At 67.5% G+C, this 12,980-nt stretch carries 12 protein-coding genes and 1 pseudogene; 5 read left to right on the top strand and 8 right to left on the bottom strand.

Translation table 11 applies throughout. The annotated features are described in order from the left end of the window. The 5 genes and pseudogenes from H7841_16310 to H7841_16290 form a co-directional block, all read left to right on the top strand. The coding region (locus tag H7841_16310; protein ID MEO5338431.1) for a tetratricopeptide repeat protein at positions 1–1,854 on the top strand (1,854 nt) is incomplete at its 5' end. A gap of 105 nt (positions 1,855–1,959) precedes the next feature. Further along, positions 1,960–2,058, top strand: a pseudogene (locus H7841_16305) (J domain-containing protein). A gap of 538 nt (positions 2,059–2,596) precedes the next feature. Continuing rightward, the gene (locus H7841_16300) at positions 2,597–3,094 is read left to right on the top strand and encodes a CoA-binding protein (GenBank protein ID MEO5338430.1); all 498 of its coding nucleotides are present in this window, start codon (positions 2,597–2,599) and stop codon (positions 3,092–3,094) included. Continuing rightward, a complete protein-coding gene (locus H7841_16295) occupies positions 3,091–4,380 on the top strand; it encodes an O-acetylhomoserine aminocarboxypropyltransferase (GenBank protein MEO5338429.1) in 1,290 nt (429 codons plus the stop codon). The genes H7841_16300 and H7841_16295 overlap by 4 nt, the downstream gene beginning before the upstream one ends. Positions 4,381–4,384: 4 nt before the next feature. Further along, entirely contained in the window at positions 4,385–4,810 is a 426-nt protein-coding gene (locus tag H7841_16290; protein MEO5338428.1) for a CoA-binding protein, read from the top strand. A gap of 30 nt (positions 4,811–4,840) precedes the next feature. Here the strand turns inward: H7841_16290 and tmk are convergent, their stop codons facing one another. The 8 genes from tmk to H7841_16250 form a co-directional block, all read right to left on the bottom strand. Next, positions 4,841–5,476 (bottom strand): dTMP kinase, encoded by a 636-nt coding sequence (gene tmk, locus H7841_16285; GenBank protein ID MEO5338427.1) that lies wholly within the window; start codon positions 5,474–5,476, stop codon positions 4,841–4,843. Between the two features lies 1 nt (position 5,477). Further along, entirely contained in the window at positions 5,478–6,629 is a 1,152-nt protein-coding gene (locus H7841_16280) for a D-alanyl-D-alanine carboxypeptidase (GenBank protein ID MEO5338426.1), read from the bottom strand. A gap of 23 nt (positions 6,630–6,652) precedes the next feature. Continuing rightward, positions 6,653–7,624, bottom strand: a complete 972-nt coding sequence (locus H7841_16275) for a septal ring lytic transglycosylase RlpA family protein (GenBank protein MEO5338425.1) — start codon at positions 7,622–7,624, stop codon at positions 6,653–6,655. Between the two features lie 82 nt (positions 7,625–7,706). Further along, complete coding sequence (locus H7841_16270; protein ID MEO5338424.1) at positions 7,707–8,966, bottom strand: lytic murein transglycosylase; 1,260 nt, start codon at positions 8,964–8,966, stop codon at positions 7,707–7,709. 73 nt (positions 8,967–9,039) lie between these two features. After that, entirely contained in the window at positions 9,040–9,834 is a 795-nt protein-coding gene (locus H7841_16265) for a YdcF family protein (protein ID MEO5338423.1), read from the bottom strand. A 6-nt stretch (positions 9,835–9,840) separates the two neighbouring features. Next, a complete protein-coding gene (locus H7841_16260) occupies positions 9,841–12,174 on the bottom strand; it encodes a PAS domain S-box protein (protein MEO5338422.1) in 2,334 nt (777 codons plus the stop codon). 165 nt (positions 12,175–12,339) lie between these two features. Next, a complete protein-coding gene (locus tag H7841_16255) occupies positions 12,340–12,573 on the bottom strand; it encodes a DUF4170 domain-containing protein (protein ID MEO5338421.1) in 234 nt (77 codons plus the stop codon). Positions 12,574–12,625: 52 nt separating this feature from the next. After that, positions 12,626–12,980: hypothetical protein (locus tag H7841_16250; protein ID MEO5338420.1), on the bottom strand; the 355-nt coding region annotated here is incomplete at its 5' end.

The raw sequence follows: 12,980 nt of genomic DNA, 5'->3' as shown, positions 1-12,980 counted from the left end.
GGCGGCGGCATCGCCCCCATCCTGCCCGACATCCTGGGGGAAGCGGCGGCCATCCTGGCCTTGGGGCCCCTGCCGGACGGCGGGGTGGAAGCGGTGCGCCGGGCCGCCGCCCCGAACCCGGCCGCCGTGATCCGCGGCGTCGTCCGCGCCTGCCAGGATTTCCTGATTCGGGGCCAAAGGACGCCGCTTTCGTGGCTGCAAGCCCTGCGCGCCGACGCCACCGGCCTGGACGCGCTGATGGCCCTGTCCAACGCCCTGCCGCAAGACACCCTGGAATTGCGGGAAACCGCCCTGGAATTGCTGGAAACCATCCTGGCCGCCGCCCGCGACCTGCCGGGGGAAACGGGCGCGAAACTCCGGGGCGCGGTCCTCAACAACCTGTCGAACCGCCTCTCCGCCCTCGGCCGGCGGGAAGACGCCCTGGCGGCCGGCGAGGAGGCGGTGGCGATCCACCGAACCCTCGCCGCCGCTTGGCCCGACGCCTTCCTGCCCGACCTGGCCGGCTCGCTCAACAACCTGTCGAATCACCTTTCCAACCTCGGCCGGCGGGAAGACGCCCTGGCGGCCAACGAGGAGGCGGTGGCGATCTACCGAACCCTCGCCGCCGCTTGGCCCGACGCCTTCCTGCCCGACCTGGCCGGATCGCTCAACAACCTGTCGAACTCCCTCTCCGACCTCGGCCGGCGGGAAGATGCCCTGGCGGCCAGCGAGGAGGCGGCGGCGATCCACCGAACCCTCGCCGCCGCCCGGCCCGACGCCTTCCTGCCCGACCTGGCCATGTCGCTCAACAACCAGTCGATGCACCTCTCCGACCTCGGCCGGCGGGAAGACGCCCTGGCGGCCGGCGAGGAGGCGGTGGCGATCTACCGAACCCTCGCCGCCGCCCGGCTCGACGCCTTCCTGCCCGACCTGGCCATGTCGCTCAACAACCAGTCGGGTCGCCTCGCCGCCCTCGGCCGGCGGGAAGACGCCCTGGCGGCCAGCGAGAAGGCGGTGGCGATCTACCGAACCCTCGCCGCCACCCGGCCCGACGCCTTCCTGCCCGACCTGGCCATGTCGCTCAACAACCAGTCGAACTGCCTCTCCGCCCTCGGCCGGCGGGAAGACGCCCTGGCGGCCGGCGAGGAGGCGGCGGCGATCTACCGAACCCTCGCCGCCACCCGGCCCGACGCCTTCCTGCCCAACCTGGCCCTGTCGCTCAACAATCTGTCGGCTTTCCTCTCCGCCCTCGGCCGGTGGGAAGACGCCCTGGCGGCCAGCGAGGAGGCGCTGGCGATCCGCCGCGGCCTCGCCGCCACCCGGCCCGACGCCTTCCTGCCCGACCTGGCCATGTCGCTCAACAACCAGTCGGCTTTCCTTTCCGACCTCGGCCGGCGGGAAGACGCCCTGGCGGCCAGCGAGGAGGCGGTGGCGATCTACCGAACCCTCGCCGCCGCCCGGCCCGACGCCTTCCTGCCCGACCTGGCCATGTCGCTCAACAACCAGTCGGGTCGCCTCGCCGCCCTCGGCCGGCGGGAAGACGCCCTGGCGGCCAGCGAGGAGGCGGTGGCGATCCTCCGAACCCTCGCCGCCGCCCGGCCCGACGCCTTCGCGGAAAACCTGGCAATTTCCCTTTGGACCCTGGCGAAGCGGCTGGACGAAGCCGGGCGGGCGGAAGAGGCCCTGGCCGCCAACCGGGACGCCGTCGCCACCCTGTCCCCCCTGTTCCGCCGCCATCCGGCCGCCGTGGCCGGACGCATGGCCGGCATGGCCCGTGAGTATCTCGAACGCTGCGAAAAGGCGGGGACGGAGCCGGATGGGGACCTGCTGGGCCCCGTCGTGGCCGTGTTCCAGGGCCTGCAAGGAAAGGAATGACCATGGACCAGAATCAACTCGTCGCCGCCGCCGTCGAGGGCGCCGTCAAGGCCCTGGCCGGGGAGGCCGTGGGCGGGGCCAAGGCCCTGGGCGGGAAGGTCTGGGCCTGGATCAAGGCCAAGGCCCCCGCCGACGAAGCCGCCACCCTCGCCAAGGTGGAAGCCGCCCCCACCCGGCCTTCCACCCCCGACAGGGTGGCCGGGCTGCTCAAGGACCTGCTGCACCAAAGGCCGGAACTGGCGCGGGAACTGGCCGATCTTCTGGGCCCCGCCGCCGGCGTTTCCCAAACCCTGGTCCAGACCGGCAACGGCAACCAGGGCATCCAGGTCGCCGGCAACGGCAACACCATCCGGCGCTGACGCTGAAACGGAAGGGGCCGTCCACCCCATCATCCGTGGCATTCCTTCCTGGATGGCCGGACAAGCCCCACGACGCCCGCCGCCGGAGACCGGCGCGCTTCCCTACCCTTCCAACTCCTCCTCCGGGATTTCTCCCATCCGGGCGAGGTGGCGGAGCGGGCCTTGCTTGAGAGACCGATTGCCGTGAATGGGAATGGAGAGGCGAACGACGCCGCCGGGCGTCACGCGGCCCGCCCCAGCGGCGCCTGGGAGAATGGAGGGCCTCCCAGAGGCATGCCGTCTGCTGTGGCACTCTGTACCGCTCCACGGTACAGGCGGCAAGCCCCATGGCCCCCCGCCCCCCGGGTATGCTATGGAAGGGCCGTCGCCAGCGGGAGAGTCCCATGGAAGAAATCTTCTATCCCGACGAAACCCTGCGCCGCATCCTCAAGGAGGTGCGGACCATCGCCATGGTCGGGGCCTCGCCCAAGTGGAACCGGCCGTCGTCCTTCGCCATGAAGTATCTGCAGGGCAAGGGCTACCGGGTGATTCCGGTCAATCCCGGCCATGCCGGCAAGCCCATCCTGGGCGAGACGACCTATGCCGCCCTGGACGAGGTGCCGGCGCCCATCGACATGGTGGATGTCTTCCGTTCCTCCGACGCCGCCCTGGAGGTCGTCGAAGACGCCATCCGCCTGAAGGACGAAAAGGGCATCCGCGTCGTCTGGATGCAGTTGGGCGTGCGGAACGACGAAGCCGCCGCCAAGGCCGCCGCCGCCGGCCTGGAAGTCGTCATGAACCGCTGCCCCAAGATCGAATACGGCCGCCTGTTCGGCGAGTTGTCCTGGAGCGGCATCAATTCCAAGATCATTTCCTCCAAGCGCCCGAGGCTCCGCCCATGACCGACGGTCCCGCAGAATACGGCATCGAGACCCGCGCCATCCATGCCGGCGCCCGGCCCGACCCGGTCACCGGGGCGCGCAACACCCCCATCTACCAGACCACGGCCTACGTCTTCGACGGCGTCGACCACGCGGCCGACCTGTTCAACCTGCAGACCTTCGGCTTCATCTATTCGCGCCTGACCAATCCCACGGTGTCGGTGCTGGAAGAGCGCATCGCCAACCTGGAAGACGGCCGCGCCGCCGTCTGCTGCGCTTCCGGCCACGCCGCCCAGTTCCTCGCCTTCTTCACCCTGCTGGAGCCGGGCGACGAGTTCGTCGCCTCGCGCAATCTCTACGGCGGCTCGGTGACCCAGTTCGGCCTGTCCTTCAAGCGCCTGGGCTGGACCTGCCATTTCGCCGACCCGCGCGAGCCGGAAAACTTCAAGAAGGCCATCACCCCGAAGACCAAGGCCATCTTCATCGAGCCGCTGGCCAATCCGGGCGGCATCGTGGTCGACGTGGAAGCCGTGGCCGCCATCGCCCACGAAGCCGGCATCCCCTTGATCTGCGACAACACCATGGCCTCGCCCGTCCTGTGCCAGCCCTTCAAGTGGGGTGCCGACCTGATCGTCCATTCCACCACCAAGTTCCTGTCGGGACACGGCACGTCCATGGGCGGCGCGGTGGTGGAATCGGGCAGGTTCGACTGGAACCGGAACGACAAGTTCCCTTCCATGACCAGGCCGGAGCCCGCCTACCACGGCCTGACCTTCTACGAAACCTTCGGCGATTTCGCCTTCACCATGAAGGCGCGCGCGGTGGCCTTGCGCGACTTCGGCCCGGCCATGGCGCCCCTGAACGCCTTTCTGACCATCACCGGCATCGAGACCCTGCCCCTGCGCATGGAGCGCCACGTGGCCAACGCCTTGCGCATCGCCGAATTCCTGGAAGGCCATCCGGCGGTCGCCTGGGTGTCCTACGCCGGCTTGAAATCCAGTCCCTACCACGGTCTGGCGAAGAAATACCTGCCCAAGGGGCCGGGATCGGTCTTCACCTTCGGGCTCAAGGGCGGGCTGGACGCGGGCATCAAGCTGGTGGAATCGGTCAACGTGATTTCCCACCTGGCCAACCTGGGCGATACCCGGACCCTGATCCTGCATCCCGCGTCCACCACCCATCGCCAGTTGACCGACGAACAACGGACGGCGGCCGGCGCCGGGCCCGAGGTCATCCGCCTCTCGGTCGGCCTGGAAACCGCCGACGATCTGCTGCGCGACCTCGACCAAGCCCTGTCGAGGACCTGATCCCATGGAAGACACCGACCTGCTGCGCGAAATCCTGTCTACCGCCAAGACCGTCGCCGTGGTCGGCCTGGGGCCCAAGCCCGACCGCCCGGCCTACGGGGTGGCGGAATATCTTCAGGACCAGGGCTACGTCATCTTCCCGGTCAATCCCGGCCACGCCGGCAAGCCGATCCTGGGCCGCATGACCTACGCCAGCCTGGCCGACATTCCGGTCGGCGTCGACCTGGTGGACATCTTCCGCAACCCGGAAGCCGCTGCGGAAGTGGTGGACGAAGCCATCCGGCTGAAGGACGAAAAGGGCATCCGGACGGTCTGGATGCAGGTGGGCATCCGCCACGAGGAAGCCGCCGCCCGGGCCCGCGTGGCGGGGCTGGACGTGGTCATGGACAAATGCACCATGACCTGGCACCGGCGGCTGCTCGTGCGTTGAGGCTACGGGCCGCTCCCCATTCCGATGCTTCTAATTCCCGATCCCCAGCCGATCCGCCACCGCACGGCGCACGGCCAGGGCGACCGTGTCGGGATCGGCGGCGGCGTCGATCGCCAGGCAGCGTTCCGGATGAGCGGCGGCGATATCCAGAAAGCCCTGGCGCAGGCGGCGATGGAAGGATTCGTCCATGCGCTCGTAGCGGTCTTCCACACCCGGACGGCTGCGAGTGCGGGCCAAGCCCACTTCGACGGGAAGATCGAAGATCAGGGTCAGATCGGGGGCGAAGTCGCCGACCACCAAGCGGTGCAGGCGGGCGATCAGGTCCAAATCGAGGCGATGGCCGTATCCCTGGTAGGCCAGGGTGGAATCGGCGAATCGATCGCTGATGACCCATTTACCGGCCGCCAGGGCGGGAAGGATGGCGGCTTCCATATGCTCGTACCGGGCCGCGTAGTTGAGCAGCGCCTCGGTCAGGCCCTGCCAGCGGGCCACATGGCCTTCGACGAGCAAGCGGCGGATTTCCTCGGCGCCGGGAGAACCGCCCGGTTCGCGGGTGGTCACGACTTCCAGGCCGCGTCCGCGCAGGAATTCGGCCAGCCGCGCCACCTGGGTGGACTTCCCCGCCCCCTCCCCCCCTTCGAAGGTGATGAAGCGACCGCGAGTCACGTCACGGATGCCCGAAGACGATATGGGACAGCGCCGACGCCAAACGGCCGCCCAACCCCAGGCGTTCCACGTTGGCGCCCGCCCTGATGGGGATTTCGACCGGAGCCACGCCGGGCGCGGTCACCGTCACCTTGCCCACCTCCGCGCCCTGCACCACGGGGGCGGGAATCGGGCCTTCGAACTTGACCGTCACCTTCATGTCCAGGCGCGACTTGCGGGGCATGGTGAGCACCAGGTCGCGGTCGACCACCAGCGGCACCTGGGCCGACTTGCCCAACCACACGGCGGCATCGCCTACAACGTCGCCCGCCTTGAACAAGGCGTAGTTGTTGAATTCGCGGAAGCCCCATTCGAGAAGCCGCTCCGCCTCCTCCCCGCGCTGCTTCATGCTTTTCAGCCCGTTGACCACCAGCACGAGGCGGCGGTCGTTGCGCGTCGCGGAGGCCATCAAGCCATATCCGGATTCCTCTGTATGCCCGGTCTTCAGACCGTCCGCGCCCATGTTGCGGCGGATCAGGGGGTTGCGGTTCTCCTGCTTGACGTTGTTGTAGGTGAACTCCCGTTCCGCGTAGTAGCGGTAGTAGTCCGGAAAATCGAGGATGGTCCGCTTGGCCAGGATCGCCAAGTCGCGGGCCGTCATGCGGTGTTCCGGATGCGGCCAGCCGGTGGCGTTGCGGAAGCTGCTGTTGGTCATCCCGATCTGGCGGGCCTTCTTGTTCATGGCTTCGGCGAAGGCGTCCTCGCTGCCGGCCAAGGCCTCGGCGACGACGATGCAGGCGTCGTTGCCCGACTGGACGATGATGCCGCGGATGGCGTCTTCCACCTTCACCCGCGAATTCAGCGGCAGGAACATCGTGGAGCCCTCGGTCTTCGCACCGCCGCGCCGCCACGCGTTCTCGCTGACCGGCAAGGTGTCCGTAAGCGAGACCCGCCTCTCCTTGAGGGCCTCGAAGAGCATGTACATGGTCATGACCTTGCTCATCGAAGCCGGCGGCATGGGGATGTCGGCGTCCTTGTCGAGCAGCACCGCGCCGGTTCCCGTATCCATCATGAAAGCATGCCGGGCCGCCGTGTCGATGGGCTCGGCCATGGCCGGGAAAGCGGCCCCGCCCGCCAGAAGAAGGCCGACCAGATGATTGCGCAAAATCCCCATCGCCGCGTTTCCCCTTCCTGTCATCATCGGCCGGACAGGGTCTTGGCGTCCGGCCGATCGAGCACGATGCGGGCATCCTGGAAGCCCGACCCGGCGATCGCCTTGAGCATGCGGTCGCCATCCTCGACCGAATTGGCCGGCCCGACGCGGACGCGATAGACGTCGCGGCCATTGACCAGAGCCGGGTAGACGTTGACCGACCCCACGGAGGAAAGGCGGGCCGCCACCTTGTGCGCCGCCTCATAGGTCGAGAACGAGCCCGCCTGGATGTAGATCCGGGTCGGCGACACCGGCACCATCGTCACGTTCTCCGAGACCGGGTTGGGCAACACCACCTTGTCGGCCGACTTGGCGGCCACCTGCACGGGCTTGGTCTCCATCACGCCGCCCGAGGTGCCCTTGCCGCCGGGCGGCGGAGCCAGCGCCTCGGCGCTCACCGCCTCCTTGGGCATGGCCGCCGCCTGGATCGGCGAGCCCCCGTCCGCCGCCAGGGATTGGTTCTGCAGTCCGGTGGCGATGGCCCGGCTTTCCTCGGCCATGATCTGGACCCGCACCTTGGCGGTGCCGTTCTGAAAAACGCCCAGCAGTTGGGCGGAACGGCGCGACAGATCGATGATCCGGCCGTTGACGAAGGGCCCGCGGTCGTTGACCCGCACCACCAGCGAGCGGCCGTTTTCCAGGTTGGTGACCCGCACGAAGCTGGGCATGGGCAGGGTCTTGTGGGCCGCGGTGACGTCGTTCTGGTCGTAGACCTCGCCGTTTGCCGTCAGCTTGCCGTGGAAGTTGGGGCCGTACCAGGACGCGATGCCGGTCTCGTCGTAATCGTAGTCCTCGCGCGGGTAATACCATATCCCTTCCACTTGGTAGGGACTGCCGACCTTGTAGCCCTTGACCTTGGGCGGGGCCTCGCCCGCACCCAGCTTCTTGGCGGCATGGGTGACCAACTGGGTTTCCGCGCAGGCCCCGAGCAGCAACGCCGCCGCGACCAACACCATTCCGCCCCTATGATTGCGTCCGCTCGCCGACATCTGGTAGCCCCATCTTCCCGCAGCCCCTGGATGTTGCAGTCTAACGGCCTTAACCCCCGCGACGCAACCGTTCCAGCAAGGCGCCGTCCGGATAGCCGTCCGGCGGCAGGCCGTTGCGCTTCTGCCACGTCTTGAGGGCTTGGCGGGTTTTGACGCCCACCACGCCGTCCGGTTCGCCCCCGATATCCATGCCCAATCCGATCAAGCGTTGCTGGAGTTCCAGCACGTCCTGCCGGGACAAAGGCACATCGGCCACGGCGCGGGACGCCTTGAGCGGCGCCCCGCCGGCCATGCGGTCCGCCAGGTGGCCGACGGAGACCGCATAGAGCACCGAGCGGTTCCAGGTCATGATGGCGTTGAAGTTGCCGTAGGCCAGGAAGGCCGGCCCCTTGTGGCCGGTGGGCAGGACCAGGGCGGCGTCGATGTCGCGGGCCGGCAATTCCGAGCCGTCCGCCGCCCTGAGCCCCAGATTCCGCCATTCGGCCAGGCCGCGCCGGGTGGTGCCGTCGGCCAGTTCCCAATCGAATCCGGCAGGCAGCAGGACCTCGCGGCCCCAGGTCTGGTCGCCGCGCCAGCCCGACCGGGACAGGTAGTTGGCCGCCGAAGCCGCCGCATCGGCGAAGCTTTTCCACAGGTCCCGACGCCTGTCGCCATCGAAATCGACGGCGAAATCCCGGTAGGTGGCGGGCATGAACTGGAAATGGCCCATGGCCCCGGCCCACGAACCGCGCGCGTCGGTGGGCACGTCGCCCTTCTGCATGAGGACCAGCAAGGTCAGCAGTTGCTCGCGGAAGAAGGCGCTGCGGCGCGGGTCCCAGGCCAGCGTCGCCAAGGCCTCGGCGGTCGAAAAGCCGCCCAGCGTCTCGCCGAAGTTGGTCTCCAGCCCCCAGAAGGCGACCAGGAAGCGGGGCTGCACGCCGTACTCCTTGGCCACCCGATCCAGCAGCCCCTTGTGCTGGTCCAGCAGGCGGCGCCCCTTCTCGATACGCTCGCCGGTGATTCGCTTGTCCATATAGCCCCAGAAGGTCTGGGTGAATTCCGGCTGCTTTCGGTCCAGTTCGACGATGCGCTCGATAGGCTGGGCGCGGCCCAGGGCCTTGTCGAAGACCCCCGCCGACACGCCGCGCCTGGCGGCATCGGCCTTCAGCCCTTCCAGCCAGGAGGCAAAGGGCTGGCTGGGCTGGGACGCCAGGCCCCTGGGGGCGGGAGTGGAAACGCCGTTCTCGCCCTGCGCCTGCACCGGCAGCGGCGTCGAACAGCCGGCCAGCAGGAGAGCGGCAACGGCACAACAGAGCTTGGAAAGGCGCATGAAGGAAAACCCCGACGATCCAGGAAGAGCAGTGGCTTTGTGCCACAGTGGGCCAAGCGCGCCAACCGCGCTCCTAGGGAGCCGGAAAAAGAGCGTCGGTACGGCCGCTTAGGCGATAGAAGACCAGCCCCGCCCATTCGTGCAGGGCGGCATTCAGGCGGCCGAATCCGCCGATCAGATTGAATCCAAGCCGCCCACCGGTGGTTCCCGACGTGCCGTAGTCCGTGGGAAAGGCGAGCACCGGCCATCCTTCCCGCCGGAAACATCCCACCGCCCGCGGCATGTGAAAGGCGGACGTCACCAAAACCCAGGTCTCGCCCGGCCTGGGGTTCGCCATCTTCCGGGACAGCGCCGCGTTCTCGGCGGTGTTGCGGGACTCGTCTTCAAAGAGAAGACGATCCGGGGCCACCCCCAAGGTCTCCAACAGGGGACCGACCACCCGCGCCTCGCGATCCTCGGGACGCAGGGGATCGCCCGATCCGCCGCTGAACACCAGCTTGGCTTCCGGGTAGCGCCGTGCCAGTCGCGCGAAGGCGATCAGGCGACCGGCGGCGCCACCGATGGATTCGACCCCACGGGCTTCCGTCATCGCCACATCCACGATACCGCCCAACACAACGATACCGTCCACCCGCTCCGGCAGGGCGGCCGGGGCGGGAAAGCGGTTTTCCAGGATGCCGCTCATCCACTCCCCAACCGGAACCACGGCGATCAGCAGAGAGGCAAGGGTAGCCCAGGCCAGGATCGCCCGCCCAAGGCCCTGGCGGCGCCGGGTCCAAAGCAAGGTGGTCCCGGCCGCCAAGGCCAACGCCAACAGCGTGCCCGGATTGGCCAGGAACCAGAATATCTTCGACAGCCAGAAAAACATGGTTCTTCAGGCCCCCTTCTTCTTGAGGGTGAAGAAGAAGGTGCTGCCCTTGCCCGGTTCCGACTCCATCCAGACACGGCCGCCGTGGCGGTCGGCAATCCTGCGGCAGATGGCCAGCCCCATGCCGGTTCCCGGATAGGCTTCCGGAGTATGCAGGCGCCGGAAGACTTCGAAGACCTTTTCGCGGTAGGCGGGCTCGATGCCGATACCGTTATCGCGGACATGGAAGACCCACTCGCCGCTCCGCACCTCGGCACCCACCTCGACCCGGCAGCGCACTTCGGATCGCCGGTACTTGAGAGCGTTGCCGATCAGGTTTTGAAGCAACATGGATATCTGGAAGCGATCGCCTTCCACTTCGGGAAGACCCCCGACCACGATCTCGGCCGCCGCCTCCTCGACGGACTCGCGCAGATTTCCCAGGGCCGCGTTGACCGCATCGACCATGGGGAAGACCTGGAAGGACTCGGCCCGCGCCATGGTTCGCGAATAGACCAGAAGATCGCCGACCAGAGCCCGCATGCGGTGGGCGGCGGAGACGACGATCGCCATGTGCTCGCGGGATGCCGCCGCCAAGCCGGGACCCAGTTCGCGCTCGAGGAGTTGGGCGTAGGAGACGATGTTGCGCAGCGGCTCCTGCAAGTCGTGGGCCGCCACGAAGGCGAAGCGCTCAAGTTCGATGTTGGCACGGGTGAGTTCGTCCAAGGAACGCCGCAGGTTCTGTTCCGCCTCCTTGCTGCGGGTGATATCCTGGATGATCGACCAGATCACCCGCCGGCCGTCGCGGTCCACGATCAGGGCTCCGCTCAGCAAGACCGGAAGGCGGCTGCCGTCCTTGCGGATGTATTCCTTTTCGTAGGGCCCATAACGTCCCGTATCGTCCAGGGATTGGAGTTGCGCGGCTTCGTCGGCCTCGTACTCGCGGGGCGTGAGATCCCAATAGGTGAGGCCGCGCAACTCGGCCTCGGTATAGCCGGTCATGTCGAACAGGGCACGGTTGGCCTCGACGAAGGCACCATCCTCAAGCCGGTTGAGCGCGATCCCGACCGGCGAGAACTGGTAGAGGGAGCGGAACTTCTCCTCGCTTTCGCGCAGCCTTTCCTCCGCCCCGCGCTGATCCGTGACGTCGATGCCGAAGGAGACCGTGGCCAAAAGCCGGCCGTTCTCGCGGACGGCGCTGTTCTGCCAGGAAATGAGCCGCTTTTCCCCGGATTTCGTCAGGATAGGGTTCTCGAAAACACGGGGAAAGGCATCTTCCGTCCGGAAATGGCCGAAGGCCTCCCAGACCTCGGGAAAGCGGGCGCGCGGCACCACGACCTCGAACCAGTCGCGGCCGATCAGTTCGTCGCGGCGATAGCCGGATATCCGTTCCGCCGCCTCGTTGAAGATCTGGACGCAGCCCAAGTTGTCCAGACCGACCACCATGACGTTGGCCGTTTCGATCACCCGTTCTGTCAGGTCCTTGGCCCTGGCCAACTGGCTCTGGCCGCGAACGCCCAGCCAAGTCAGGCTCAGGACCGCGAGCGACAGGGCGGCGAAGGTCAGGCCCAGGGCGAAGGCATGGCGCCGCCAGGGCCCCAGGGATTCCTCCACCGTCCGGCTGACGCCGCCCATCAAAGGATATTGAGCATAGGTCCGGAGCGCGGTGAACCGTTCCTTGCCGTCGGTCGCCGGGACCGTGCGCTGGAAGGACGCCTGCAGGCCGGAGGTCATGTGCGCGGTGAAGGTGGGGCCCGAGGCATAGTTCTTGCCGACATACTTCTCGGTATCGGGCACCCGGCTGATCAGGTCTCCGTCCAGGTTCAAGAGGATCGCCGTGCCGTCGCCCGACGGCTGGATGGATCGCAGGAGTTCGTGGAAATAATTGAGTTCCAGGGATACTCCAACCAGCCCGGCCCACTTTCCGCCGGCCGCCAGCAGCGCCCGGGAGCCGAAAATCACATAGACGTTGGTCGGCTTGGCGAGAGTCGGTTTGGAAAGAATGAACCGGGACTTGTCCGGAGCCGCCAGGACATCCCTGTAGTAAGGACGATCCCGCGTATCCATGCCCTTGATTTCGGGGCGGGTGGTAACGGTGACCGTCCCCATGGCGTCGGTGGCAAAGACCGTCCGCACCTCGGGAAAGGATTTGGCACGCGCCATCATGTAGGCGACCATCGCCGCCTCGTCCGGCGGCGGGTCGCGTTGCAGTTCCCGGGCCACATCCTGCAGCAGCAGGTCGACGCTGCGCAACGACCCGCTCACCTGACCCTCGACGATGCGGGCCAAGTTCTCCAGGTTCTGCTGTTCCAGGTCGATGGCGCGCCGGTAGTCGCGCCCCAAGTTCCACGCGAAAGACATCCCCAACATGAGGATTAACGCAACGGCAGCACCCCAATAGCGCCAACCGCCCTTAGAACCTGAAAGTTTGGCATCCGCTTCCGCCATTCGCCCCCTGACTCCAGGCCCGGAATAATTTTACATGGGCGAGGACCCAGTACACAAGCAGGGAAAAACGAAGAATTCTCAGGCGTCTTTCTCGGGCTCCAGCAGGCGATGCAGGTGGACCACCACGTACTTGGTGTCCGCCTCGTCGACCCGGGCCTGGCTGGCGGAACGCCAGGCGCCCAGGGCTTCGGCATAGCTGGGGAAGATGCCGACGATGTCCAGGTTCTTCACGTCGACGAAATCGGTGCCGCGCGGGTCCTTGACCTTTCCGCCGAACACCAGATGCAGCAGGGACTTGTTCCCTTCGGTCATTCTTGTGCAGTCCTTCCGGTTGGATGTTGCCAGGTGCGAAAACGGGCGGTCTTCACGCCGCCTCGAGAATGTCGTCGGGCTCCCAGGCCAGGGCGCCGCGCGGCAGGTCGCGCGCAAGCACGCCCATATGGGCAAGGTCGGCTGCGGCCGCCAGTTCTTCCGGCGGCGCCTCGGCGAACTGATCGGCGAAGGCACCGGCCTCGTTCGCCCGGAAGCGCTTGTCGCCCAGCAGGCCGGACAGATCCCGGTGCAGCCGGCCGAGGGCCGGATCGGCGGGGGCGCTTTCATGCAGCCAGCCGGCCAGGAATCCGGCGGGCGGATCGGCGGTATGGTCGTCCAGCAGCCAGAGGACGGCGGTGAGCGGCCGTTCCGCCGCGAAGTGCTCGAATAGGGCCGGGAAGTCGCGC

This window comes from Magnetospirillum sp. WYHS-4 (genome assembly GCA_039908345.1).
GTDB lineage: Bacteria > Pseudomonadota > Alphaproteobacteria > Rhodospirillales > GLO-3 > JAMOBD01.
This window is presented reverse-complemented; position numbering and strand designations above follow the sequence as displayed.